The 23,471-nt window shown below is 65.8% G+C and carries 23 protein-coding genes; 14 read left to right on the top strand and 9 right to left on the bottom strand.

Annotation, left to right across the window (positions count from 1 at the left end; all coding sequences use genetic code 11):
- The first annotated feature begins 4 nt into the window (after positions 1 to 4).
- The gene (locus BLR29_RS11260) at positions 5 to 979 is read left to right on the top strand and encodes an NAD(P)H-dependent flavin oxidoreductase (RefSeq protein ID WP_092137048.1); all 975 of its coding nucleotides are present in this window, start codon (positions 5 to 7) and stop codon (positions 977 to 979) included.
- A gap of 94 nt (positions 980 to 1,073) precedes the next feature.
- Here the strand turns inward: BLR29_RS11260 and BLR29_RS11265 are convergent, their stop codons facing one another.
- Positions 1,074 to 1,967 (bottom strand): LysR family transcriptional regulator, encoded by an 894-nt coding sequence (locus tag BLR29_RS11265; protein ID WP_092137049.1) that lies wholly within the window; start codon positions 1,965 to 1,967, stop codon positions 1,074 to 1,076.
- A 161-nt stretch (positions 1,968 to 2,128) separates the two neighbouring features.
- On the opposite strand from BLR29_RS11265, the gene BLR29_RS11270 reads away from it, so the two are divergent.
- Entirely contained in the window at positions 2,129 to 2,812 is a 684-nt protein-coding gene (locus BLR29_RS11270; RefSeq protein WP_092137050.1) for an MOSC domain-containing protein, read from the top strand.
- A gap of 137 nt (positions 2,813 to 2,949) precedes the next feature.
- On the opposite strand, the gene BLR29_RS11275 is transcribed toward BLR29_RS11270, so the two are convergent.
- Entirely contained in the window at positions 2,950 to 4,461 is a 1,512-nt protein-coding gene (locus BLR29_RS11275; RefSeq protein ID WP_092137051.1) for a CoA-acylating methylmalonate-semialdehyde dehydrogenase, read from the bottom strand.
- A 111-nt stretch (positions 4,462 to 4,572) separates the two neighbouring features.
- On the opposite strand from BLR29_RS11275, the gene BLR29_RS11280 reads away from it, so the two are divergent.
- The 3 genes from BLR29_RS11280 (at position 4,573) to BLR29_RS11290 (ending at position 8,119) form a co-directional block, all read left to right on the top strand.
- On the top strand, positions 4,573 to 5,526 hold the full coding sequence (locus tag BLR29_RS11280) for a LysR family transcriptional regulator (protein ID WP_092137052.1): 954 nt from the start codon (positions 4,573 to 4,575) through the stop codon (positions 5,524 to 5,526).
- A gap of 421 nt (positions 5,527 to 5,947) precedes the next feature.
- Positions 5,948 to 6,925 carry an LLM class oxidoreductase gene (locus tag BLR29_RS11285; protein WP_092137053.1) on the top strand — a complete coding sequence of 326 codons (978 nt, stop codon included), beginning with the start codon at positions 5,948 to 5,950 and terminating at the stop codon, positions 6,923 to 6,925.
- 24 nt (positions 6,926 to 6,949) lie between these two features.
- Positions 6,950 to 8,119, top strand: a complete 1,170-nt coding sequence (locus BLR29_RS11290; RefSeq protein ID WP_255371184.1) for a YbfB/YjiJ family MFS transporter — start codon at positions 6,950 to 6,952, stop codon at positions 8,117 to 8,119.
- Positions 8,120 to 8,212: 93 nt separating this feature from the next.
- Here BLR29_RS11290 and BLR29_RS11295 read toward each other — a convergent pair whose 3' ends face one another.
- The 5 genes from BLR29_RS11295 to BLR29_RS11320 all read right to left on the bottom strand — a co-directional run bounded on the left by BLR29_RS11295 (position 8,213) and on the right by BLR29_RS11320 (position 12,461).
- Positions 8,213 to 8,833 (bottom strand): flavodoxin family protein, encoded by a 621-nt coding sequence (locus BLR29_RS11295; protein WP_092137055.1) that lies wholly within the window; start codon positions 8,831 to 8,833, stop codon positions 8,213 to 8,215.
- 502 nt (positions 8,834 to 9,335) lie between these two features.
- Complete coding sequence (locus tag BLR29_RS11305; protein ID WP_092137057.1) at positions 9,336 to 9,650, bottom strand: non-heme iron oxygenase ferredoxin subunit; 315 nt, start codon at positions 9,648 to 9,650, stop codon at positions 9,336 to 9,338.
- Positions 9,651 to 9,658: 8 nt separating this feature from the next.
- A complete protein-coding gene (locus tag BLR29_RS11310) occupies positions 9,659 to 10,153 on the bottom strand; it encodes an aromatic-ring-hydroxylating dioxygenase subunit beta (protein WP_092137058.1) in 495 nt (164 codons plus the stop codon).
- Position 10,154: 1 nt separating this feature from the next.
- Complete coding sequence (locus BLR29_RS11315) at positions 10,155 to 11,411, bottom strand: aromatic ring-hydroxylating dioxygenase subunit alpha (RefSeq protein ID WP_092137059.1); 1,257 nt, start codon at positions 11,409 to 11,411, stop codon at positions 10,155 to 10,157.
- Between the two features lie 36 nt (positions 11,412 to 11,447).
- Positions 11,448 to 12,461: a 2Fe-2S iron-sulfur cluster-binding protein gene (locus BLR29_RS11320; protein ID WP_092137060.1), complete on the bottom strand. Its 1,014-nt coding sequence runs from the start codon at positions 12,459 to 12,461 to the stop codon at positions 11,448 to 11,450.
- Positions 12,462 to 12,627: 166 nt separating this feature from the next.
- On the opposite strand from BLR29_RS11320, the gene BLR29_RS11325 reads away from it, so the two are divergent.
- The 7 genes from BLR29_RS11325 to BLR29_RS11355 all read left to right on the top strand — a co-directional run bounded on the left by BLR29_RS11325 (position 12,628) and on the right by BLR29_RS11355 (position 20,024).
- A complete protein-coding gene (locus BLR29_RS11325) occupies positions 12,628 to 13,530 on the top strand; it encodes a LysR family transcriptional regulator (RefSeq protein WP_092137061.1) in 903 nt (300 codons plus the stop codon).
- Positions 13,531 to 13,894: 364 nt separating this feature from the next.
- Positions 13,895 to 15,307 (top strand): extracellular catalytic domain type 1 short-chain-length polyhydroxyalkanoate depolymerase, encoded by a 1,413-nt coding sequence (locus BLR29_RS11330; RefSeq protein WP_255371214.1) that lies wholly within the window; start codon positions 13,895 to 13,897, stop codon positions 15,305 to 15,307.
- 198 nt (positions 15,308 to 15,505) lie between these two features.
- Positions 15,506 to 16,474 (top strand): Bug family tripartite tricarboxylate transporter substrate binding protein, encoded by a 969-nt coding sequence (locus BLR29_RS11335; RefSeq protein ID WP_092137063.1) that lies wholly within the window; start codon positions 15,506 to 15,508, stop codon positions 16,472 to 16,474.
- Positions 16,471 to 17,745 carry a 3-isopropylmalate dehydratase large subunit gene (locus tag BLR29_RS11340; protein WP_092137064.1) on the top strand — a complete coding sequence of 425 codons (1,275 nt, stop codon included), beginning with the start codon at positions 16,471 to 16,473 and terminating at the stop codon, positions 17,743 to 17,745. The genes BLR29_RS11335 and BLR29_RS11340 overlap by 4 nt, the downstream gene beginning before the upstream one ends.
- Positions 17,742 to 18,263, top strand: a complete 522-nt coding sequence (locus tag BLR29_RS11345; RefSeq protein WP_092137065.1) for a LeuD/DmdB family oxidoreductase small subunit — start codon at positions 17,742 to 17,744, stop codon at positions 18,261 to 18,263. Before BLR29_RS11340 ends, BLR29_RS11345 begins: the two co-directional genes overlap by 4 nt.
- Complete coding sequence (locus tag BLR29_RS11350; RefSeq protein WP_092137066.1) at positions 18,260 to 19,114, top strand: isocitrate lyase/PEP mutase family protein; 855 nt, start codon at positions 18,260 to 18,262, stop codon at positions 19,112 to 19,114. Before BLR29_RS11345 ends, BLR29_RS11350 begins: the two co-directional genes overlap by 4 nt.
- A gap of 109 nt (positions 19,115 to 19,223) precedes the next feature.
- On the top strand, positions 19,224 to 20,024 hold the full coding sequence (locus tag BLR29_RS11355) for a GntR family transcriptional regulator (RefSeq protein WP_092137067.1): 801 nt from the start codon (positions 19,224 to 19,226) through the stop codon (positions 20,022 to 20,024).
- A gap of 75 nt (positions 20,025 to 20,099) precedes the next feature.
- On the opposite strand, the gene fetB is transcribed toward BLR29_RS11355, so the two are convergent.
- On the bottom strand, positions 20,100 to 20,897 hold the full coding sequence (gene fetB / locus BLR29_RS11360; protein ID WP_092137068.1) for an ABC transporter permease: 798 nt from the start codon (positions 20,895 to 20,897) through the stop codon (positions 20,100 to 20,102).
- Entirely contained in the window at positions 20,894 to 21,499 is a 606-nt protein-coding gene (locus tag BLR29_RS11365) for an ABC transporter ATP-binding protein (protein WP_092137069.1), read from the bottom strand. The genes fetB and BLR29_RS11365 overlap by 4 nt, the downstream gene beginning before the upstream one ends.
- A gap of 348 nt (positions 21,500 to 21,847) precedes the next feature.
- Between BLR29_RS11365 and BLR29_RS11370 the strand changes: the two genes are divergently transcribed.
- Together BLR29_RS11370 and BLR29_RS11375 are read left to right on the top strand one after the other, a co-directional pair.
- Complete coding sequence (locus tag BLR29_RS11370; RefSeq protein WP_092137070.1) at positions 21,848 to 22,033, top strand: CsbD family protein; 186 nt, start codon at positions 21,848 to 21,850, stop codon at positions 22,031 to 22,033.
- Positions 22,034 to 22,214: 181 nt separating this feature from the next.
- Positions 22,215 to 23,417: an MFS transporter gene (locus BLR29_RS11375; protein WP_255371185.1), complete on the top strand. Its 1,203-nt coding sequence runs from the start codon at positions 22,215 to 22,217 to the stop codon at positions 23,415 to 23,417.
- The last annotated feature ends 54 nt before the right edge of the window (positions 23,418 to 23,471 follow it).

The following is a 23,471-nucleotide window of genomic DNA, read 5'->3' on the forward strand; positions in this document are numbered from 1 at the left end:
TGCCATGAAACACGAGAGACAACTGACGATGCCTAGAAACCTCGCGACCGAGCTGTGTGGAATTCAATATCCTGTCTTTCAGGCGGGCATGGCAGGAATATCCGGTCCGCGGCTTACCGCGGCCGTTTCCGAGGCTGGTGGGTTGGGACACCTTGGCGGGCTGCGCCTGCCGCCGCTGGCATTGCGCAGGTGGATTCGCGAAACTCGGGAACTGACGGACAAGCCGTTTGGCGTGAATATCGTCCCGTCGTTTGGCGGCCCGGAGGTATTCGAGGCCCAGTTCCGCGTCATCCTGGAAGAGAAGCCCAAAGTCGTCTCGCTGTTTTATGGCGATTTCAAGGAGATGATTCCCCGGGCGAAAGACGCGGGAATTGTCGTGGTCGTGCAAGTTGGCTCGGTCAAGCTCGCCAGGGAGGCCATCGAACAGGGCGCCGACATGATCGTCGCCCAGGGCGCGGAAGGGGGCGGACACCTGAATCAAGGAACCATCGGCGTGTTATCGCTGGTGCCCGCACTGGTTGCTGTGTCCCGGGGGCGCCCGGTGCTGGCCGCGGGAGGCATTACCAACAGGGCCGATGTGCGTGCGGCGGTCGAGGTCGGTGCTTCCGGTGTGTGGGTCGGCACCGCATTCGTTGCCAGCGACGAATCGCTGGCGCACGACCTCTACAAGAAGAAGATTGTCGAGGCGACGACCGACGATACCGAATATCGAACGGGTTACTCCTTCGGCTGGAAATTCGGCACGCCGCACCGGGTCATCCCGAATCGGCGAAAGTGGAATCTGATTCGATTTGTCGGTGGTGGCGCCCGGGTCATCGATAAACCGGAAATGGCGGAAAAGCTGTCCCTCTATGCCGGGCAGGGTGTCGGCAAGATCGACAGTGTCGTTCCGGCACGTGAGCGGGTGGCGGAACTCGCCGAGGGTTTCACGCCCTGGTTGCCGGCCCGCCGCGAGGAAGCCGAAACGGTATTGTCCTGACGATTTCCGGTCCCCGGGCATTTCACGCGGGACCGGACATCGAACCGTATTTCGGATGCACGCCCCGGATACCGGGGCGTTTTTGTCTGGTGCGTTAGCCGGCAGTGCCCGCGCCGGTCATGAACTGCGCATGCGCCATGCCGACGAGGGCCCGCAGCGCGGACGTCTCGAAGGCGTCCTTTCTTCGGACAAAAACGGTGGCAACGTTCGCGAATTCGGGAGGCAGCTTGTGGCAGCTGATCAATGCCTGGGCGCTCAGGTTTTCCACCACGGTTTTCGGCAGGATGGTGACGCCCATGCCGGCCGCAACGCAGGAGAGGATGCCGTCAAGGGTGCCCAACTCCAGGATCTGGCCCGGAATCAGGCCCGCATGGTAAAGCCATTGCTCCAGCGTCGACCGATAGAAACAGCCGGTCCTGAATACCAGGATGGTCTGCTGTGCCATGTCGTCGGCGAGGCGATCAAAGGTCTGGTACTTGTTGCTGCTGACCAGCACCAGTTCCTCGTCGATGATTTTCTCCTGATGGAGCAGGGGATTCTGATGGAACCCACCGACAAAGGCGCCATCGATGCGGTGGCTTTCAACGGCCTTGATCAGCTCGACCGTCGTGCCCGTCGTCAGCGAGAGTTGGACCTGGGGAAATTCTTCCCGATATCGCGTGAGCACCTTTGGCAGCCGTACTGCCGCAGTGGTTTCCATGGAGCCCAATTGCAGGGTTCCGGTGGGCGTCTCGGTGTCCAGCAGTGCGCTCCGGCTCTCATCGGTGAGTTGGAGGATCTTCTGGGCATAGCCCAGGAACGTCTTGCCGGCGGAGGTCAGGGTGGTGCCGCTTTTATGACGGATAAACAAGGGCTGCTTCAGCTCGGACTCAAGCTCTTTCACGCGCATCGTGACGTTCGACTGCACGCAATGCACCTTCTCGGCGGCTGCGGTGAAGCTGCCTTGCTCGGCCACCGCACAGAACATCCGTAGCTGACGCAGTTCCATGTCTCACCCTTCCCAAGTATTCCACCTGATGATGGATCTTATGATTATAAATAATCATGGGTGATGGTAAATCAGGGAGTACACTAGGTCGGCAATGATTCATGCCGGTTTTTCCAATCATTTTTTCAGATACGGTGTGACTGATATACCCCGGAGTATTCATGGCAAATGTGGAGTTGAAATCGACGGTCACGGCTATTTTTGCCGGAGGCACTGGCATTCTCGGCGAGGAAGGTCAGCGCAGCGGGATATTCAAGAACCGGTCACATGTGCCGGTAGCGGTGTCCGCTCAGGGTATCGCCGGGGACGTACAGGTCGACCGACGAGTTCACGGCGGCCCCGAGAAAGCCATTCATCACTTTGCTGCCGAGAGTTATAAGAGACTGGCGCAGCATTTTCCCGATTGCGAGGCGGAATTGATTCCCGGCGCGATTGGCGAAAATCTCTCCACCGATGGGCTGACCGAATGGAATGTCCATATTGGCGACGTATTCAGGATTGGCACTGCAACGGTTCAGGTATCCCAGCCACGCAGTCCCTGCTGGAAAATCAATCATCGCTTCAATATCGACGACATGTCCCTGGTCGTCGCGAAGGAGCGCATCACCGGCTGGTATTACCGGGTGCTGGGCGAAGGTGTCATCGCACCCGGTGACGTGATCGAACTGACGGACCGGACGACGGACCGGTTTTCCATCGACGCGTTCTGGCGCTTGCAACTCACCCATCGGCCCGATCTGGAAGATCTGGAGGCCCTGATCGCGGTGCCCGGATTGGCCGACGGCTGGAAGCTCCGGCTGACTGAACGCCTTGGCTGGCTCCGCAGACGCCACGCCACCGCGTGAAACCTGAAGAGTGGGCAGGAGAGCGCGCGCCAGAGCGCCACGCCATGAAACAACAAGCCGCCAGGCCCCGAAGGGATCTGGCGGCTGGCATGGCTGGCCGATGCCAGCGCGGGCCATGCGGCCCGGCGCGATGAGGATTACTTGGCGGTCGGCATCGCGAATTCCGCACCCTTTTCCGTGCTTTCGGGCCAGCGTTGCATGATGGACTTCTGCTTGGTGTAGAAGCGGACGCCCTCTTCGCCGTAGGCGTGCATATCGCCGAACAGGCTGTTCTTCCAGCCGCCGAAGCCATGCCATGCCATCGGCACGGGGATCGGCACATTGATGCCAACCATGCCGACCTGAATCCTGCGGCCGAACTCGCGGGCGATATGGCCATCGCGGGTGTAGCACGCGACCCCGTTGCCGAATTCGTGCGCGTTGACCAGGTCGACGGCTTCGCTGAAGTCCTCCACGCGCACGCACGCCAGCACCGGCCCGAAGATCTCTTCCTTGTAGATGCGCATCTCGGGCGTCACGTGGTCAAACAGCGTGCCGCCGGTAAAGAAGCCTTCCTCGTGACCGTCGACGACAAACTTCCGTCCATCGACAACCAGCTTCGCGCCTTCTTCCACGCCCAGGCCGATATATCCTTCGATGCGCTCCAGTGCTTCCTTCGCGACAATCGGGCCCATTTCCGATGCCGGGTTCATGCCGTTGCCGACCACGAGGTTGCGTGCGCGCTCGGCCAGTTTGTCGACGATCTTGTCCGCGACATCACCGACCAGCACGGCGACCGAGATCGCCATGCAGCGTTCGCCCGCGGAGCCGTAGCCGGCACCCACCAGCGCATCCACCGCCTGGTCGATGTCCGCATCCGGCATGACGACCATGTGGTTCTTCGCGCCGCCCAGCGCCTGCACACGCTTGCCGTAGTGCGCGCCGGTCTCGTAGATGTAGCGGGCGATCGGCGTGGAACCGACGAAGCTCACCGCGCGCACTTCCGGGTGCTGCAGCAGCGCGTCGACCACTTCCTTGTCGCCCTGGACCACGTTGAATACGCCGTCCGGCAGCCCGGCTTCCTTGAGCAGCTCGGCCATGAGCAGCGAGGCCGACGGGTCGCGCTCGCTGGGCTTCAGGATGAACGTGTTGCCGGCGGCGATGGCCACCGGGAACATCCAGCAGGGCACCATGCACGGGAAGTTGAACGGCGTGATGCCGGCCACGACGCCCAGCGCCTGACGCACGGTCCAGTTGTCCATGCCGGTGGAAACCTGCTCCGTGTAGTCGCCCTTGAGCAACTGCGGAATGCCGCAGGCAAACTCGATGACGTCGATGCCGCGAGACACTTCGCCCTGCGCGTCGGAGAACACCTTGCCGTGCTCGGCGGTGATGATCGCCGCCAGTTCGTCGCGATGACGGTTCATCAGCTCCAGGAACTTCAGCATGATCCGCGCGCGGCGAATGGGCGGGGTGTTGCTCCATGCGGGGAAGGCCTGGCTGGCGCTGCGCACGGCGGTGTCGACATCGGCGACGTTGCCCAGCAGCAGCTGGCGTGCCGGCTTGCCGGTGGCCGGGTTGAACACCGGCCGGCTGCGCGTGCCGGAACCCGCCGTACGCTTGCCGTGGATGAAGTGGTCGACATCGCGCGCGTCTTCGTAGCTTCTCATGACTTGCCTCCGTTGCTGTGCTGTAGGAATGGATGCAGTCTAGGGAGATACCGTGTGGAGCGGAAGGCGGTATGATTTAACTCATTGTTTTGATACGTGAACGATCACCGTATGGATCAGCGAAAAATAGAAGGGTTGTGGACGCACCTTCACTGGCTCGTCGTCCTTGCCGAGAACGGCAGCTATACACAGGCGGCAGCGCGCCTGGGCGTCAGCAAGGCCGCGATGAGCCAGCGCATTGCGGAGTTGGAGCGCATCGCGGGCATTCCGCTGGTGAGCAGGACCACGCGCAGCGTCAGGCTGACCGAGGCGGGCCTGCGCCTCGTGGAGGGCACGCGGCAGCACTATGACGAGATTGCGCTGAGCTTTGCCTCCATCCGCGACCAGGCCGGTGCCGCGCGCGGACTGGTGCGCGTGACGGCGCCCGTCGCCTTCGCCCGGCAGCAGCTGATTCAGAAGTTGCCGGCGTTCCTGGCGGAGAATCCCGAGATCCGCGTGGAGATCGACTTGTCGGACCGCATCGCGTCGCTGGCCACGGAGGGCTTCGATCTGGCGATCCGGCATAGCGCCGGTGCGCCGGATACCCACGTGGCCATCAAGCTGTGCGAATCGCGGTCGGTCGTGGTGGCCACGCGCGACTATCTGCGCCGACGGGGCACGCCGCAGTCGCCGGCGGATCTCTCCGATCACGAGTGCCTCTACTACCCGCGGCTCGGCGGCGAGGCGACATGGTCGTTCGAGCGGCGCGCGCGCAAGGCGGGGCAGGACCGGTTTTCCCTCAAGGTGTCCGGCCCCTTCGCGGCCAACAACAGCGAGGCGCTGCGCGACGCCGCGCTGGCGGGGCTCGGCATCGCGCTCCTGCCCGATTTCACGGCCCAGGCGGCCATTGTGTCCGGCAAGCTGGTGCCGATCCTGCAGGACTGGCACGCCATGGGGGCCTTCGCCGACCAGCTCTATCTCGTGCGCCCTTACACCCCCCACGTACCGCGCGCGGTGGGCCAGTTCGTCACATACCTCCGCGCGCAGTTCGCCGACGGCTTTCCGTTCCAGGCGAAACGGGCCTGAGTCGCCACAGGCGCGGCACGCCGCGTGATGCGCGCAGGTGCGGGATCGGGCCTGCGCGCAGACATGCCGGCGCTTGCCGAAAGTCCCACCCTATACACGGTGGAACAAATCAATTTCGCCTCACCACGATGATCTTCTGGCGTCGACCGACCAGAATGGGTTCAACGCACCGCCCTTGAGCGCAAGCAGATTGCAGTCCCGGGGGCACGAGTTTCCATTCACGTTGTCACTCGATCATCATGGACCACTACGGAAATCACTCGGGGCCGACGCTTTCCATCAGCGCGGATCCCTCTGCCAGCCACTGGGCCGATGAACTGCCCGCATCATGGCGACCGGACGTCGCCGCATTGGACGAAGTCCCCTACACCTTCGTGCGCGGCAATGCCTTGGCCTGCGCGATGGCCGATTGGGGGTCGTCATGCTGACCCCTTCCACCGCACTCGAGCCGCAGTCGGGCAATGGCTTCTCACGTATGTTCAAGCCGGGGCGGCTGACGCTCGGCGTGTTGTTCGCGATCGAGTCATACGCGGGCGACGCACCGACCATGCGCAACCAGATTGCGCTGGCGAAGCGTGCCGAGCAGGCCGGATTCGCGGCACTGGGGGTGCGCGACGTTCCGCTCCGCGATCCCGGCTTCGGCGATCTCGGACAGATCTACGATCCCTGGACGTGGCTCGGCTACGCGGCCGCGCACACCGAATCGATTGCGCTCTTTACCGCCGCGATCGTGCTGCCGCTCAGGCATCCGCTGCACACCGCGAAGGCGGCCGCAAGTGTCGATCGACTGACGGATGGGCGCCTCGTGCTCGGCATCGCATCGGGAGACCGTGAGGTCGAGTTCCCCGCGTTCGGCGTTTCCCGCGAGCAACGCGGAGAACTGTTCCGCGAGCAGGTTGGTTACCTGAAGACTGCCTGGGGCGAGAGTTTTCCCGAGATCGCCGGCAGCTATGGCGTGCTGAGCGGTGCGGACCCGGTGCCGAAGCCGGTGGCCAGGCGGGTCCCGCTGATCGTGACCGGCAACAGCCAGCAGTCGATCGAGTGGATCGCCAGCGAGGCCGATGGCTGGATCACCTATCCGCGACGCTACGACGTGCAGGCGGACCTGATCCGGAGCTGGCATCAGGCCGTGGAAGTGGCCGCGCCGGGCGCATTCAAGCCGTTTGCGCAGCCCTACCATATCGACCTGGTGGAGAACCCCAATGAAATGCCCACGCCCATTCACGGCGGACATCGGCTCGGCCGGAACTGGCTGTTGAAGCATCTGGAGTTTCTCGAGCACGTCGGGGCCAACCACGTCCTGTTCAACCTGAAGTACGGCAGCCGTCCGGCGGGCGAGGTGCTGGAAGAACTGGCCGAATACGTCGTGCCGCGCTTTCCAGCCCATTCTGCAGACTAAAGGCTTTCCTTCGCGAGTTGCATCGTGTCCAGATCAGAATCCACCGCGCCGGCGTCGACCGTCGGCCATGTCCCTGCGGGCTTGTCGATGGCCACCGTTTCCGCCGCGCTGGTGCTGGCGGTCGCCATGGGTTTCGGCCGGTTCGCGTTCACCGCCATCTATCCGCTGATGGTCCGCGACCACGTGCTGAGCGTGACGGCGGGATCGCTGGCGGCATCCGCGAACTATGCCGGCTATCTGGCTGGCGCGCTGCTCGCCAGTCGCGTTCCCGAAACCCGGGCCGCCCAGCTGTGTCGCCTGGCGCTGGCGGGGACGGTGGTTGCGATGCTGGCGCTCGCCATACCGATGCCGCCGTCGGCCATCATCGCCATCCGGTTCGTGGCGGGCGTACTGAGCGCGTTCTCGATGGTGTCCGCCTCGGTGTGGCTCTTCGGCGTGATGGGCAGCTCTCGCGGCGCGCCATTGCTGTTTGCCGGCGTGGGCGCGGGCATCACGGTATCGGCCGAATTGATCGCCAGGGGCAATGTCGCTGGCCTGTCCAGTGGGGGAATGTGGATACTGCTTGCGGTGGCGGCGGCGCTGCCGATGGTTCTCGCGTGGCCGGTGCTCGGGCGGTTCCTGCCATCGCCCGTTGCCACGCCCGGATCGGGTCATGGCGAGGTCTCCGGCCTGCCTCAGCCCTGGACGCTCACCATGGCTTACGGGCTGGCCGGGTTCGGCTACATCATCACGGCCACCTATCTGCCGCTGTTCGTCCGGGATGCATTCGGATCTGTCGATCCCGTTCACGTCTGGGCGGTCTTCGGTCTCTGCGCGGCACCGTCCTGCTATCTGTGGCATGTCGTGCAGAAGCGGGTCGGCACAAAGCGTGCGCTGGCGTTCAATCTGATGGTGCAGGCGTTCGGCGTGATCCTGCCCGTGCTCCTGCCATCGCGGGCAGGGTACCTGGGCAGCGCGCTGCTGGTGGGTGGGACCTTCATGGGAACGGTGACGATCGTGATGTCGGCGGCGAAGCATCTGGCGCCGCGCGTTCGCCACAACCTGGTGGCGGTGCTGACGGCGGCCTATGGCATCGGACAGATCGCCGGGCCGATTGCCGCAAGCGTGCTGGTGCGTCCCGGCCATGCATTCGCCGCGCCGCTGGCGGCCGCGACGGCATCGCTCGTCGCCGCGACGGTGGCCAGCGTGCTCTGATGGGCGATGGCCCGTCGCAAGTCCGCGCCCGAGACGCCCGGGAGGGCGCCTGGGGCGCGGGAGGTCAGATGGGATCTGAGGGATGTGAGGGGATCAGGCGGCCTTTTTCAGCGTGGCCAGTGCCTCGCGGCCGGCGGCCAGTTGCTGGGCCACTTGCGCGACGCGTGCGCCCAGGTGTTCGGCGGTGCGCAGGTCGGCCGGCGGCGGGGCCACTTCGGCGCTGACGTCGGCGTCCGATTGGGCTGCCGCGCCCAGGAAGAAGCCGTGGCGATTCAGGGAGTCCTCGGTGGACTGGGAGTTGTTGTGTCCGGGAGGCAGGCCCAGGTTGACCCAGTGCATGCCGTGCTGCGCGGCGAAGATCGACATCTGTTGCAGCGTGTTGAGCTTGTCGCCAGACCGCGACGCCGCGTTGGTAAAGCCCGCCGCCAGCTTGTTGGCCCACTTGCCGCCCTTGGCAAACACATTCCGGGACGTGGCATCCATGAAGCCCTTGAACTGCGCGGACGCACTGCCCATGTAGGTCGGCGCGCCGAAGATGATGGCATCCACGCCTTCCAGCGTGTCCCAATGCTGGTCGATCTCGTCGACGCTGATCAGCAGGCTTTCCGCGCCGGGCACACCGGCTGCGCCGCGGGCGACGGCCTGGGCTTGCCGGGCGGTGTGGCCGTAGCCGCTGTGGTAGACGATGGCGATCTGCGTGGTGGGAGCGGTCATGATGTCTTTGCCTCAAAACGATTGAATGATTCGATCGGGATGGCCTGGCGCCGCTGGGGTTGCTAGGTGTTGCGGTGCCGAAGCCGATGGACAAAGTCTAGGCGCCGCCGTCCGCTGCTGGCGTCACGATACGCAATCAGTCGGTGAAATTTATTGAATCTACGCGGATGTGACGGATGCGCCGGGTTTGAGGAGGCGGGCCCCGCGCCGGCGCGGCGCAAATGGGCGCATCGTGACGGCGAGCCTAGGCGTCGGCGGAGGGATCGTAGGGGATGACTTGCTCGTGCTCGTCGGGCCAGCGATATGGCCTGCAAACCGGGTCCGGAGGGGTGCAGAGACGCCCGCATCCGGCTGCATCGAATCTTACGCCGATCGTGAGCGGCGGCGCGGGCAAGGACAACGAGAAGGCCTGGGCCTCCTCGTCTGGCGCAACCGGCCCATCCGGCCCCTCCGCCCCCTCCGCCCCCTCCGCCCCCTCCGCCCCCTCCGCCCCCTCCGGTATCTAACCCAGATCCACAAACACCTTCCCGCCCTCGATCCGGACCGGATACGAGCGGATATTCTCGGTCAGGGGCGCGCACAACGCCGCCCCGTTACGCACATCGAACTTGCCCTGATGCAGCGGGCATTCGATCTCGTGGCCGTCCAGAAAGCCGTCGCACAATCGCGCGTGGCCGTGCGTGCAGATGTTGTCGGTGGCGTAGATCTCGCCGTCCACGCTGTACAGGGCGATATCCCTGCCTTGCACCGCGAATGCCGCCACGTCGTCGGCAGGCACGTTGTCCACCGAAGTGGCTTCCATCCATGTTTCACTCATCGCTGGCCTCAGATTGGGTAGATCAGGGAGTTCGGGATCACTTCGCTGTCGAACACGCAGTGCCGGGACTGGAAGCGCAGGCCATCCGCCGTGCGCCGTACCACGTCGATGTAGCGGCCGGTGTTCAGCACGTCGGTCAACTGGTCCGGCTTCGTGCGCAGCACCACGTAGTTGGCCTCGGCGTGGATGCAACCGTCTTCAATGCGGCGGATCACCGGCGCGCCGACGATATGCCGCTGATAGTAGGGATCGTGGAACAGCGTCTCGCGAATGCCGAAGACGCGGTCGCGCAGCATGCGCTGGCTTTCGAAGGACAGCGTGGCAAGGGGAAAGCCCCGGTCGTAGTTCTCGCGTGGCTGCAGCTTGTAGACGCAGTCGTCGACGAAGAAATCGGGCCAGCGGTCCCAGTCGCCGCTGTCGAGTGCGCTGGCGTAGTCGGCGTTGAGGGACAGCAGGTCGAAGTAGTCGGAGAAATGAGCAGAGATGCAAGTTGAGAGCTCCATGTCAGACCTCCATGACCTTGCGCCAGTAGGCGTACATGCCGCGAATCAGCGTCTCGGTCACCATATGGTCGGTGTTCTCCGCCGTCTTGCCGCCCAGCTCCGCGATCACGCGATGCCACGGCTTCTGGGCAAAACCTTGCTGCGAGCATTCGATGACTTCGCCATCGTCGGCGGAGACAAAGCCGGCGGGGCCGAACAGATTGGCTTGCCGCAGACGGCGCCGCGTCATCGCATCGTCGTCGTCCTCGAAGCCGAAATGGGTCCAGACGAAGTCGAAGGCGTCCGGCCCGCTGGGCTGGATATGCCGCGTGGAGACCGAATTGACCTGCTGCTGGAAGATGACGCTCGGGAAGATGGTCATCATGACCGCCGTAGGCTCTCCCCACCACGGTTCGTGGACGATATCGAGCAGGCGGTCGTCCTGCAGCGCCATCTGCTCCTTGAAGCTGGACACGCCGGACGTGACGTCGCCGCGTCCGCCCTGGCCACGCGTGGATACCATCGCCGCGTGCCGATACTCCGCATCCATCACCAGCCGGGACTTGTTATCGGCGCGCCATAGGCCGAACGTCACGAACCACGTATGCAGCAGGCCGGGGTGGTAGGGGTCCTTGATGTTCTCCTGCATCAGCTTCCAGTTGCCGGGGATGCGCTGCTTGTTGTAGCCGAGCACCTTGAGCTTGCGGCCGTTGAACAGGCGACCGAAGTAGCCGAGGATCTCCGGGCCGAGGAATTCCTCCAGCGGCGCGACGTCATGATCGAACGAGGCAAACACAACGCCGCCGCGCGTGGCCACCTTGAGCCGCGTGAGGCCGTGATCCTGCGTCTTGAAATCCGCCGGCATGCCGCCGTTGACCTTGCCGTCCTGCTTGACGCCACGGCGGAACGGCACACCCTGCAGGTTTCCCTTCAGGTCGTAGTTCCACTGGTGATACGGGCAATGGAAGTCCTTGCGATTGCCGGACTTTTCGCGGCAGAAGGTCATGCCGCGATGCGCGCAGACATTCTCGATGACGTTGATGTCGCCGTCCTGGTCGCGCACCAGGATGACGGAGCGTTCGCCGATGACCGTGCGCTTGAAATCGCCGGGATTCGGGATTTCGGCCTCCAGCCCGACGTAATTCCAGTGCGCGGTGTAGAAGCAGCGCTCCAGCTCGCGTCGGTAGAGGTCCTGGTCCGTATAGACCCGGAACGGCATGCGGCTGATGTCGTCCGCAGGCCAGATGTTCCCGGCGTCGCCGGTATCGTCCGTGCGCATGGTTGTCTCCTTGTGGATATTGGAATGCCTGGGGGATCAGGTGCCGGATGCGTAGAACGCATCCGCATAGATGTGTTCCGGCTTGACGCCTTTCTGCCGCAGCAGTCGCGTGGCGGCTTCCACCATCGGCGGCGCGCCGCACAGATAGGAGCGCCAGCCGCTCAGGTCGGCAAAGTCCTTGCCGACGGCTTCGGTGACCAGTCCGGTGCGCAGTTCGGCGCGCATGTTGGAGTGCATGTCGTTGTGCTCGCCGGGCAGGCTCGCCACCACCTCGGTCTTCAGGTTCGGATACTGGTCTGACAATTGCCGCAGCCAGTCGAGTCCATACGCATCGCGCGGAGACCGGACACCGAAATAGAGATGGATCGGATTGCGCATGTCGGCCTCGATGGCGCCACGGATGATCGACAACACCGGAGCCAGGCCCGTGCCGCCGGCCACGCAGAGAATGGGGTCCGCATTGCGTGTGCGCAGGTAGGACGTTCCCAGCGGACCGCTGACGCGGACGGCGTCGCCAACTTTCAGGACGTCGCGGACGTAGCTGGTCACGCGCCCATCGGGCACCAGTCGCACGTGGAATTCCATCTCGTTGTCGGAGGCGATCCGGGCCATCGAGTACGGACGGATGTGGTCGGGCGTGAACTGCAACGTGGCGTATTGCCCTGGTGAAAACGCCAGCGGCTTTGATGGCTTCAGGCGGATCATCCGGATGTCGTGCGTCAGGTTCTCGATCGCGGTGACCGTGGCCTTGACGATCCTGGCGGTATGGATCACGACCTCGTCCGGCTCGGGGATCTCGATCACGCAGGGGCCGGTGACCACCGACTGGCAGGCCAGCACGTGCCGCTCCGGCTGATGGTCGCCGTGGTGGAAAGCGTAGCCGCCGTGCTCGTGGATATCGCCTTCCACCACCTTGCAACGGCAGGTGCCGCAGCGCCCGGACAGGCAGCTGTACGAGATCGGCACCTGACTGGCTTGCAGCGCGGCCAGCAGGTTCTCGCCAGGGCGGACGTCGAGTCGCTGGCCAAGGGGCTGGACAAGTATTTCCATGTCGTCTCCGTGGGGCTGTCGTTGTTTTGCCGAATCATGGTGTGCGGAGCGACATAAGCCAATAGAATCCGGCTTATAAGCGCTATTCACATCAGTGATAAGGCACGCGACGGCGCCGCGAATAGCGGCGTCAGGAAGCGGAAACAGACAGCGGAGAGAGGCAGCGATGGATGTGCAGGATGTGGACCTGAACCTGCTGGTGGTGTTCGAGCATTTGCTGCGGCTGCGAACGGTATCGGGCACGGCGAAAGCGCTCAAGGTCAGCCAGCCGGCGGTGAGCAATGCGCTGGCGCGCCTGCGCCGGACCTTCGGGGACGAGCTGTTTGTGCGCAGCGCAAAAGGCATGCTGCCCACGCCGTTTGCGCAGGAACTGGCGGAGCCGGTGGCCTATGCGCTGGACGCCCTGCAGTCGGCGCTCAATCGCAAGGTATCGTTCGATCCGCTCACGAGCGCGCGATCGTTCCAGCTGGCGATGTCCGATATCGGCGAGGTGCACTTCATCCCGAAACTGATGAGCGTGCTGCGCGAGCGCGCGCCGAAGGTATCCGTGGGCACCGTACGCAATGCGGCGGTCGACCTGGCGGAGGAAATGAGCCAGGGCAAGATCGACCTGGCCGTGGGGCACTTTCCCGAACTGACTTCCGAGTTTTTCCAGCGCCGGCTGTTCCGGCAGCGCTATGTGTGCATGTTCCGGTCCGGGCACGCGTTGGACAAACGCACGGTGCGACTCAAGGACTTCGAGCAGGCCGACCATGTGGTGGTGACCGCCGCCGGCACCGGCCATGCCAGGGTGGACGAGATCCTGGCGAAGCGTGGTGTGCAGCGCAACATCCGGCTGAGGGTGCCGCACTTCGTTGCGCTGGCGGATATCGTGCAGAGCACCGATCTGGTCGCCACGGTGACGGAGAAGTTCGCGCAGCGCAGCGCCGCGAGCTTCGGCCTGAAGTACATCCGCCATCCCGTGGAACTGCCCGATATCCAGATCAACCTGTTCTGGCATTCGCGCTATCACCGCGACCCCGCCAGCCAATGGCTGCGCAGCCTGATCTTCGAGCTGTTCTCCGAATAGCGAGCGCCTTGGTCCGCGACGCCTCTGCCGCTAGGGGTAAGCCACTAGTTGACATACGACTGTCCGGCTTTCTACGATGAAATATGAATCACGTCTCATGTTTGCGGGCCGATCCAATCCCGTGATGCGATGCTCCGCGTCGTCCCGCAACGGCCAGCTCGCAGCCTCTTAGCCGTCCCCCGTTCCGAATTGCAGTGTTCAGTGGTGTTGCCTGACGATACCCGCTGCGTTGCTGTCCGCGTGTCCCGTTGGTTGCACCGTGCCGTACCCGGTAGTCATACAACAACAACGAGGAGATCTGGGAATCATGCAATCGATCAGAACACGTCTATGGCTGGGAACGCTGGCAACGCTGTTGTCGGGGATGCTGTCGGTGTTCGCCGCCCATGCGGCGACGGCCGGGCCCGGCACGTGGAGCGGTCAGCAGACCTGGGCCGCGGATACCGTCAACGGTGGCAGCCTCACCGGCTATTTCTACTGGCCGTCCAGCCAGCCCACCACGCCCAACGGCAAGCGCGCGCTGGTGCTGGTGCTGCACGGGTGCCAGCAAACCGCATCGGGCGATGTCATCAACGGCGCCAGCGGCGGCGGCTTCAACTGGAAGACTATCGCCGACCAGTACGGCGCCGTGATTCTGGCGCCCAATGCCACCGGCAACGTGTACAGCAATCACTGCTGGGACTACGCCAATACGGCACCGAGCCGCACCACGGGGCATGTCGGCGTGCTGCTCGACGCGATCAACCGCTTCGTCTCCAACGCGCAGTACGAGATCGATCCGAACCAGGTCTACGTCGCGGGCCTGTCGTCGGGCGGCGGCATGACGATGGTGCTGGGTTGCGTCGCACCGGACATCTTTGCCGGCGTGGGCATCAATGCGGGCCCCGCGCCTGGCACCACCACGGCGCAGATTGCCTTCGTGCCGTCCGGTGTCACGGCCACGACGGCGGCCAACAAGTGCAAGGCGTGGGCGGGATCGAACGTGGGCAAGTTCTCGACGCAGGTCGCGGGCGCGGTGTGGGGCACGTCGGACTACACGGTGGCGCAGGCCTACGGGCCGCTCGATGTGGCCGCGATGCGCCAGGTCTACGGCGGAACGTTCACGCAGGGCAGCCCGGTGTCGGTGGCCGGCGGCGGCACCAACGTGCCCTACACGGACAGCAACGGCAAGGTGCGCACGCACGAGATCACAGTGTCGGGCATGTCCCACGCATGGCCGGCGGGCACGGGCGGCAACAACACGAACTACGTGGATGCCACCCACATCAACTATCCGGCCTTCGTGATGGACTTCTGGGTCCGGAACAACCTGCGCGCGGGCAGTGGCCCCGTGCAGTCCGGCACGCCGCCGACCGGGCTGGCCGTGACGGGCACCACGACGACGTCCGTCTCGCTCTCCTGGGGCGCCGTGACCGGGGCGACGAGCTACAACGTCTATCGCAATGGCTCGCAGGTGGGTTCCTCGACCACCACGACCTACACCGATACGGGCCTGATCGCCGGCACGACCTACAGCTACGCCGTGACGGAAGTCGACCCGAGCCTGGGGGAGAGCGCGAAGTCGACGTCGATCAACGCCACCACGCAGTCCGGATTCACGTGCTCCGCCACCACGGCGAGCAACTATGCGCACGTGCAGGCCGGGCGCGCCCATGATACGGGCGGCATTGCGTATGCGAACGGCTCCAACCAGAGCATGGGCCTCGACAACCTGTTCTACACGAGCACGCTGGCCCAGACGGCGGCCGGGTACTACATCGTGGGCAACTGCCCTTGAGGGAAGCAGGGGCGCTGGCAGCCTTTGACCGAGGCGGCCCGCGCCTGGCGGGCCGCCCGGGACCCGGGGGATGTGCACCATGCACCATCCTCCGCAAATGTCGAGACAACCGGTCCTGCCGATAGGACCAGCTGGTTCCATTGAACCCCCATCCGCTGTCTCTTACAGTCGGTCGCACAAGATCAGGCGGAGACAGCAATGCCCCTCACGAGAAGACATTTTGCGGCCGGCATGGCGCTGGCCATGCTGGCGGCGATGAGCCCCGCGCCCTGTGCGGCGCAGGACAAGCCCATGACGATCATCGTCGGCAGCCCCGCCGGCGGCACCACGGATGCGCTGGCACGGCTGATCGCACGATCGATGTCGCAGACCCTGCATCGCACGGTCGTCGTCGATAACCGGCCCGGTGCCGGCGGCAATATCGCGGCCCAGTACGTCGCCCGGAGCGTGCCCGACGGCAGCACGCTGCTGATGAGCTTCACCGCCCACACCATCAACGCGTCGCTCTACAAGAACCTGCCGTTCGATGCCGTGCGCGATTTCACGCCGATCACGATGGTCGCGCGCGTGCCCAGCGTGCTGGTGGCGCGCAAGAACGCACCATTCGACACCACGGCAGGGCTGATCGAATACGCGAAGCGCAATCCCGGCAAGCTGAGTTTCGCCATCGGCGCACAGGGCTCCTCGCTGCATCTGGCCAGCGAGCAATTCAAGCTCCAGACCGGCACCGACATCCTGAACATCCCCTACAAGGGCACCGGCCCCGCGATGACCGACCTGCTGGGCGGCACGGTGGACCTGATGTTCGCCAGCACGGTGAACGTGCTGCCGCACGCCCATGGCGGCAGCCTCAAGATCCTCGGCGTCAGCAGCAAGGACCCGCTGCCGCAGTTTGCCGGCGTGCCGACGATCGCCGCCACGGTCAAGGGCTTCGAGTCGTCCGCGTGGTTCGGGCTGTTCGGCCCCGCAAAGCTGCCGCAGGCCGTGACGGACCAGCTCTATCGCGCGGTGAAGATTGCCGTGGAAGACCCCGCGTACCAGCGGCGCATGGAAACGGAGGCCGCCATCGCGGTCAGCATGACGCCGCAGGCCTTCGGGCAGTTTGTCCGCAACGATATCCAGCATTGGGCGAAGGTAATCCAGTCGTCCGGCACCAAGGTGGAATGATGGCGCAGACACTGGCGCAGAAGCTGCTTGCACGCGCGTCCGGAGTGGCCGCGGTCACGCCGGGGGAGATCGTCACCTGCCGCGTGGACCTGGCGATGATGCACGATTCCGGCGGCCCGCGTCGCGTCAAGCCGATGCTGGAGCGTCTGGGCGCCCGGGTCTGGAATCCGGACAAGGTGGTGGTCGTGACCGATCACTACGTGCCGGCCCACGACGCCGACAGCCGCGCCATCGTGCAGCTCGCACGGGACTGGGTGAAGGAGGCCGGTGTCTCGCGCTTCCATGACATGGAGGGCATCTGCCACGTGGTGGTGCCGGAGAAAGGCTATCTGCGCCCGGGGATGTTCGCCGTGGGCGGCGACAGCCATTCCTGCACGGGCGGCGCGTTCGGCGCGTATATGTTCGGGATCGGCGCGACGGAGATGCTGGGCGTGCTGGTCACCGGCGAGATCTGGGTGCGCGTGCCGGAGACGATCCGCATGCACTGGCACGGCCGCCTGCGGCCGGGCGTGTCCGCCAAGGACATGATGCTGCGCATGTGCACGCGCTTCGGCATGGATGGCGGGCAGTACCAGGCGGTGGAATACACGGGCGATGCCGTGGCGGCGCTGCCGATGCAGGAACGGATGACGCTCTCCAACATGACGGCGGAGCTGGGCGCGCAGGTCGGGCTGATTGCGCCGGACGCGGTCACGCGGGACTGGCTTGCCGCCGTTGGCGTGGCGGATGCGGAAATCGACCTGCAGTCCTGGCAGTCCGACGCCGACGCGGCATGTCTGGCCACGCATCGATTCGATGCCAGCGCGCTGGCCCCGCAGGTTTCGCGGCCCCATACGCCGGCGGGCGCGGAGGACGTCGACGCGTTTCACGGCGTGGCGGTGGACGTCGCCTATATCGGCGCCTGCACGGGCGCGAAACTGGAAGACCTGCGCATGGCCGCGCAAGTACTGCGCGGCAACCGCGTGGCCAGCGGCACGCGTCTGCTGGTGGCGCCCGCCAGTGCGGCCGACCAGGCCCGCGCGCAGAAAGAGGGCACGCTGGGCGTGCTGGTGGATGCCGGCGCGGAACTGCTGCCCAACGCATGCGGCGCCTGCGCTGGCTACGGCGCGCATCGGTTTGGCGAGGACAGCGTGGTGATCAGCGCCACGGCGCGCAATTTCAAGGGGCGCATGGGTGCCGCGTCGTCGCAGGTCTACCTGGGATCGCCGTACACCGTTGCCGCTTCCGCCATTGCGGGGCGCATTGCCGACCCGCGGGAGATGCTGGCATGACAGCCACCACGGGACGTGCGTGGGTATTCGGCGATGACGTCAATACCGATTTGCTGGCGCCGGGCGCCTATATGAAATTCGGCATCGAGGAGATCGCGAAGCACTGCCTGGAGTCGCTGGACCCGACGTTCGCCGGCTCGGTGAGGGCCGGTGATGTGGTGTTTGGTGGCCGCAACTTCGGCGCGGGATCGTCGCGCGAGCAGGCGGTGGAAGTCTTGCGTCATCTGGGCGTGGTGGCGGTGATCGCGCCGTCGTTCGCGGGGCTGTTCTACCGGAACGGCTTCAACCTGGGCCTGCCGTTGCTGATCTGCCCGCAGGCGGCATCGGTGCGCGCCGGCCAGCGCGTGCATTGCGATATCGAGGCGGCGCAGGTATCGATCGCGGGCGCGGCGGTGCCACTACAATGCGAGCCCATTCCGCCACACCTGATCGCCATGGTCCGCGATGGCGGACTGGTGCCCCACCTGGCGCGCAAGCTCGCGGCCGGCCAGCCATTCAAGACGGAGAATCCGCAATGACACTGAAGCAACGCCTGCAAGCCCCCGGCATCGTGACCGCGCCTGGCGTCTACGACGCCTTTTCCGCCCTGCTGGTGGAGCAGGCAGGCTTCGAGGCCGCCTACCTGTCCGGCGCCAGCATCGCCTATACGCGCTTTGGCCGGCCCGATATCGGCTTCCTGTCGCTCGACGATGTGGCGGCGGTCACCCGCAATATCCGCGAGCGTGTGGCGTTGCCGCTGGTGGTCGATGCGGACACCGGCTTCGGCAATGCACTCAATGTCATGCAGACGGTGCGGGTGCTGGAGCGCGCTGGGGCCTCGGCCATCCAGCTCGAGGATCAGGCATCGCCCAAGCGCTGCGGCCACCTGGATGGCAAGAGCGTGATCCCGGCCGCCGAGATGGCCGGCAAGATTCGCGCGGCCTGCGACGCGCGGCGCGATGCCGATACGCTGATCATCGCGCGTACGGACGCCGTGGCGGTGGAGGGCATGGCGGCGGCGCTGGAGCGCGCCGAGCAGTATGCGGAGGCCGGCGCGGACATGCTGTTTGTCGAGGCGCTGCGCAGCCGCGAGGACATGGCCGTGGCGATCGACCGGCTGTCGGGCCGCGCGCCATTGATGGCCAATATGGTGGAAGGCGGCAAGACGCCGGTGCTGCCGGCCGCGACGCTGCAGGAGATTGGCTTCCGGCTGGTGATCTTCCCCGGCGGCACGGTGCGCGCACTGAGCTTTGCGTTGCGCGACTACCTGCAAAACCTGTCCGCGCACGGCACCACCACGCCGTATCTGGACCGGATGCTGTCGTTCTCGGAGCTGAACGACGTCATCGGCACGCCCGAGATGCTGGCGCTGGGCAAGCGCTACGAGTAGCCGACCATAGGCCGGCGACAGGCCGACGACAGGTCGATCACAGCCAGCGCTTGCGGCCCATGCCGGGGACGCGTACCGTGGCGGCATTGCCCCCCCCTCACGCCGATTCATGCCGCCCGATGTCGATACGACGCTGCCCCGATTCCAACAGGTCCGCCTGATCCTGCGCGAGCGGATCCGTGGCGGGTACTACGAGAATGGCAATCCGCTGCCGGGCGAGCGGCAACTGGCGGAGGAATTCGGCGTGGCGCGCGTGACCGTGCGCTCGGCGCTGGCACGCTTGCAGGAAGAGGGGCTGATTTCGCGCCTGCGCGGCAAGGGCACCGTGCCGACGGGCCGCAATGCCTCCCCGGCGCAGGCCGGGCTGCGCGGCGGACTGCTCGACAACATCGTCAGCATGGGCCTGCGCACGCGCGTGTCGGTGCTGGAATGGCGGCTGATGCCGGCGCCGCCGGCCGTAAGCGCCGCGCTGAGCCTGCCACCGGGCGCGCAGACCCTGAAGGTGGTGCGCGTGCGCAAGTTCAACGCCCAGCCAATCGCCTACACCGAGGTCTTCCTGCCCGCCGACCTGGCGGGCGCCATCGATCGCCACACGCTGCAGGACACACCGATGCTGGTTGCGCTGGAGCAGCACGGCATCAAGGTCGTATCCGCCGAGCAGACGCTGGGGGCCGCCACCGCGGACCTCGACGTCGCCCGCATCCTGCGCATCGCACCCGGCGTGCCGTTGCTGCGCGTCTCGCGCGTGGCCATCGACAGCACGGGGCGGCCCGTGCAGTTCCTGGTCGGCCTCTACCATCCGGAGCGCTACACGTACCAGATGCGCCTGTCCCGCGTGGGCGGCGCCACCAAGGTCTGGATCGACGCCGACCAGCACAAGCGCCGCCCCAAGGCGGACGGCGAGCCTTGACGGTGCGCTGCGTGCGGCCGACAAGCGAGTGTGGCTAACCCGGCCACGACGCCAGAATCATTTTGATAGTGCCTCCTAGCGAGCGACTAGCCGGTCCAGCCGCAGTCGATGACGTTCGTCGGTCATGCGCGAGACGGCCAGGTATGCCGCCACGATGACTCCCAGCACACTGCCGCCGGTCAGCAGGAACATCAGCAGGATCTGGTAGCGCGCCGCCGCGATCGGGTCCATGCCGGCCAGGATCTGGCCGGTCATGATGCCGGGCATCGTGATGATGCCCGCGGCTGCCATGGTGTTCATGGTCGGCATCAGGCCGCTGCGTATCGCGTGGCGCACGATCGGGCGCAGTGCGGTGTGACGGTCTTCCCCCAGCGCCAGCCGTGCGTCAATCGCGCCGCGCTGGAGCCATGCCATGGAAAAGGCGGCATGCAGTGCCAGGCTGGCGGCATTCATGGCATTGCCGAGCACGATGCCCGCGAGCGGGATGGCGTGGCGCGCGTCGTACCAGGGGGAAGGGCGCAGCGCGGTGGTCAACGCGAGTACCGTGATCACGAGCGTCGGCAGGCTCACGGCGGCGGCGCCGGTGATGGCCTGCCAGGGGCCTTGCAGGCGGCGCTCCTGCCGGCTGCTGACTTCATGGGCGGCGGCCGCGACCATCGCCAGCACGACGCCGAGCGTGAGCCACGGCGACGACAACGCGAAGACCGCGCGCAGTGTGAGCCCCACCAGCAGCAGTTGCACGACCATGCGGCAGGCCGTCCAGAGCAGGGTGCGATGGATGTTCAGCGACAGCGCCACGGACAGGCCGGCGCCCGCGAGGATCAGCAGGCTGGCCAGGAGCAGGTCGGCGGCGGTCAGGTCGATCGGAGTCATATCGGCAGGCTTTCCAGGCCGTCCTGGCGCAGATGGAATTGCGCGTGGCGCAGGCGGGCGGCCTGTGCCGTGTTGTGGGATACCACCAGCAGGCCGATGCCTTCGGCCATCACATCGCGCAGCAAGGCTTCGACGGCCATCGTGGTGTCGGCGTCCAGTCCGGACGTGGGTTCGTCCAGCAACAGGAATCGCGGGCGGCGCACCAGCGCGCGGATCAGGGCTAGGCGCTGGCGCTCGCCCGTGGAGAGATGGCTGACCGCTGCCGACAGGATGTCCGGACGCAGGAGCAGCCGGCCGAGCAGGCGTTCCGCCGCAGCCGGGTCGGTGAAATGCGACCGGACGTCGTCCGCCCACCAGCCCGATTCGGCCGCCACGTAGGTCACTTCGCGCCGCCAGGCGGGGCCCGTCATCGCATCGCGCGGCGTCTTGCCGATGCGGACTTCGCCCTCGTTGGGGTCGAGGTCGGCAATCATGCGCAACAAGAGGCTCTTGCCGGTGCCCGACGCGCCGGACAACACGGTGCAGCGTCCCGGCGCGACGACGAGCGTGAAGGGGCCGCGGCCGTGGCCCGTGAGATGGCGTATGTAGAGATTGGCGTCCATGGCGCAGGGTTCCGACGCACCGGGCGATGGGGTCGCGATGCGCACGAAGCGTAACACCCGCGCATTAAGCGGGAATTAAGCGGAAATCAAGCTGCAATCTAGCGCGCATCGAGCGCGCATCCGGTTAGGGAAAGCGTACCTGAGCACGCGTCCCGGCGGCGTCCGACACCATGTCGGGGCTTCGTCCTACAGGGCTGGCGCCACGGGATTTCCTACACTGTCCATTGCGTACCGCACCATCTCCCGGGCCTGCCGGCATGCGCTGTCGCAACAGTGACGGTGTCAGCGAGCGGCAATCCGGGTGACCGGAGAGCGGACTGTTCCACCCCGACCAATGGAGGCATCACCATGAACAAGGATCAAGTGAAGGGCCGCATGGAACAAGCCAAGGGCAAGGCCAAGGAAATCGCTGGCAAGGTCACCGGCAAGACCTCGATGGAAATCAAGGGCAAGGGCCAGCAAGTGGCCGGCAAGACGCAGGCGGCCTACGGCGATGCGAAGGAAAACATGAAGGACATGAAGAAGCCGCGCTGAGCGGGATCTGACGTCCGAGGAAGGCGGGGCCTGGCCCCGCCTTTTTTCGTCCGCCTTCAGCGTTTGGTGGCCGCCCCCGGTGGCCACCCCCGGTGGTCGCCAGCCAGGTGGCGATGCCGGCGGCCAGCTCCCATGATGTCTGTCCTATGCTGGAATCGACCTGGACGGACAGACGACGGCAATGGCGATGCGTCCCCTGATCTTCTGCGCGGTGCAGTGCCTGCTTGCAGTCACTTGGACGATCTACACCGCGTTCCTGCCGCAACTGGCGGCGCAGGCCGGCATCCCCCGCCCGCATGTCGCATGGATTCTGCTGATGGACCAGGCGGTCTTTGTCGTCATGGACTGCGCAATGGGTGTGGCCGCCGACCGCATGGCCTCCGCGATGCAGCGCCTCGGCACGTGGATACTGGTCATTGCGGTGCTGTCGGGTGCGGCGTTCGTGCTGCTGCCCCAGTCCACGTCACCGGCGCTGCTGCTCGGGCTGACCGCTTTGTGGGCGGGGACGTCGTCAGCCTTGCGGGCGCCGCCGATGGTCATCATCGCCCGGGGCATGCAGCGATCGGCGCCGATGCTGGTGTCGTGGTCCGTCCTGGGGATCGGCATCGCCGGGGCGCTGGGCCCGTTGCTGACTGCCGGGTTGCGGAACGTGTCGCCTGCCTTGCCGTTCGCGCTGGCCAGCGCTGGCCTGATCGTGGCCGTGGCGGCGCTGCGCTGGGTGGACCAGGCGCCGCACGCGGAGGCCCGCGCGGCGGCCGGTCCGGATCGCGCGCGCATCCGCATGCTGTGGCTGTTCTTCGCCGCCGCATTGACCCTTGCCTTCGGCTTCCAGGTTCACACCACGATCAACTCCGCGCCGGCATACCTGAAGTTCGTGTCCAGCGCCGATCTGGTGCGCTACATGCCCGCGTTCTGGCTGGGCTTCGTGGCCTGCGTGCTGCTGCCCGATACGACGGTGTTCCGGAGGGCGCCCGCGCATGGCCTGCTGCTGGTGGCGGTGGCCCTCGGGGTGATCGCCTTCGCGGGGTTTGCGATGTCGGCCACGCTGGCCGGCGTGCTGGTGGCCCAGTGTGCGGCCGGCGGGGTCTGGGGCGTGGTGTTCGGCGCGGTGACGCATGCCGCGCTGCGCGCGGGGCACGTCGGCAGGGAGGGCCTGCTGACTGGAATGGTCTTCGCGGTGTCCGCGCTGGCGGCGTTTGCCCGGATCGCGATCATGCTGTCCGGCATCCACCAGCGCGCGGACATGGCGGACCTGCTGCGCTGGCTGCCCGTTGTTTCATGGGCGATTGCCGCCGTGCTGCTGGCTGCCTTCATCGCGCGCAATGCGGCGTATCTGCGCGAGGGAATGCTGGCCTCCGGCCCCACCGCACTGCCGGGCGGATAGGTCTGCCGCTTAGCTGCCGTGGGCTGCGTGGGCTGCCGTGGCCGGGATGCCCGG

The sequence above is a fragment of the Cupriavidus sp. YR651 genome, from assembly GCF_900101625.1.
Lineage (GTDB): Bacteria > Pseudomonadota > Gammaproteobacteria > Burkholderiales > Burkholderiaceae > Cupriavidus.

Excerpts from the sequence above, each read along its gene's own strand:
- BLR29_RS11260 (WP_092137048.1), top strand. The coding sequence starts at position 5 with ATGAAACACGAGAGACAACTGACGATGCCTAGAAACCTCGCGACCGAG.
- BLR29_RS11265 (WP_092137049.1), bottom strand. The coding sequence starts at position 1,967 with ATGGAACTGCGTCAGCTACGGATGTTCTGTGCGGTGGCCGAGCAAGGC.
- BLR29_RS11270 (WP_092137050.1), top strand. The coding sequence starts at position 2,129 with ATGGCAAATGTGGAGTTGAAATCGACGGTCACGGCTATTTTTGCCGGA.
- BLR29_RS11275 (WP_092137051.1), bottom strand. The coding sequence starts at position 4,461 with ATGAGAAGCTACGAAGACGCGCGCGATGTCGACCACTTCATCCACGGC.
- BLR29_RS11280 (WP_092137052.1), top strand. The coding sequence starts at position 4,573 with ATGGATCAGCGAAAAATAGAAGGGTTGTGGACGCACCTTCACTGGCTC.
- BLR29_RS11285 (WP_092137053.1), top strand. The coding sequence starts at position 5,948 with ATGCTGACCCCTTCCACCGCACTCGAGCCGCAGTCGGGCAATGGCTTC.
- BLR29_RS11295 (WP_092137055.1), bottom strand. The coding sequence starts at position 8,833 with ATGACCGCTCCCACCACGCAGATCGCCATCGTCTACCACAGCGGCTAC.
- BLR29_RS11305 (WP_092137057.1), bottom strand. The coding sequence starts at position 9,650 with ATGAGTGAAACATGGATGGAAGCCACTTCGGTGGACAACGTGCCTGCC.
- BLR29_RS11310 (WP_092137058.1), bottom strand. The coding sequence starts at position 10,153 with ATGGAGCTCTCAACTTGCATCTCTGCTCATTTCTCCGACTACTTCGAC.
- BLR29_RS11315 (WP_092137059.1), bottom strand. The coding sequence starts at position 11,411 with ATGCGCACGGACGATACCGGCGACGCCGGGAACATCTGGCCTGCGGAC.
- BLR29_RS11320 (WP_092137060.1), bottom strand. The coding sequence starts at position 12,461 with ATGGAAATACTTGTCCAGCCCCTTGGCCAGCGACTCGACGTCCGCCCT.
- BLR29_RS11325 (WP_092137061.1), top strand. The coding sequence starts at position 12,628 with ATGGATGTGCAGGATGTGGACCTGAACCTGCTGGTGGTGTTCGAGCAT.
- BLR29_RS11330 (WP_255371214.1), top strand. The coding sequence starts at position 13,895 with ATGCTGTCGGTGTTCGCCGCCCATGCGGCGACGGCCGGGCCCGGCACG.
- BLR29_RS11335 (WP_092137063.1), top strand. The coding sequence starts at position 15,506 with ATGCCCCTCACGAGAAGACATTTTGCGGCCGGCATGGCGCTGGCCATG.
- BLR29_RS11340 (WP_092137064.1), top strand. The coding sequence starts at position 16,471 with ATGATGGCGCAGACACTGGCGCAGAAGCTGCTTGCACGCGCGTCCGGA.
- BLR29_RS11345 (WP_092137065.1), top strand. The coding sequence starts at position 17,742 with ATGACAGCCACCACGGGACGTGCGTGGGTATTCGGCGATGACGTCAAT.
- BLR29_RS11350 (WP_092137066.1), top strand. The coding sequence starts at position 18,260 with ATGACACTGAAGCAACGCCTGCAAGCCCCCGGCATCGTGACCGCGCCT.
- BLR29_RS11355 (WP_092137067.1), top strand. The coding sequence starts at position 19,224 with ATGCCGCCCGATGTCGATACGACGCTGCCCCGATTCCAACAGGTCCGC.
- fetB (WP_092137068.1), bottom strand. The coding sequence starts at position 20,897 with ATGACTCCGATCGACCTGACCGCCGCCGACCTGCTCCTGGCCAGCCTG.
- BLR29_RS11365 (WP_092137069.1), bottom strand. The coding sequence starts at position 21,499 with ATGGACGCCAATCTCTACATACGCCATCTCACGGGCCACGGCCGCGGC.
- BLR29_RS11370 (WP_092137070.1), top strand. The coding sequence starts at position 21,848 with ATGAACAAGGATCAAGTGAAGGGCCGCATGGAACAAGCCAAGGGCAAG.
- BLR29_RS11375 (WP_255371185.1), top strand. The coding sequence starts at position 22,215 with ATGGCGATGCGTCCCCTGATCTTCTGCGCGGTGCAGTGCCTGCTTGCA.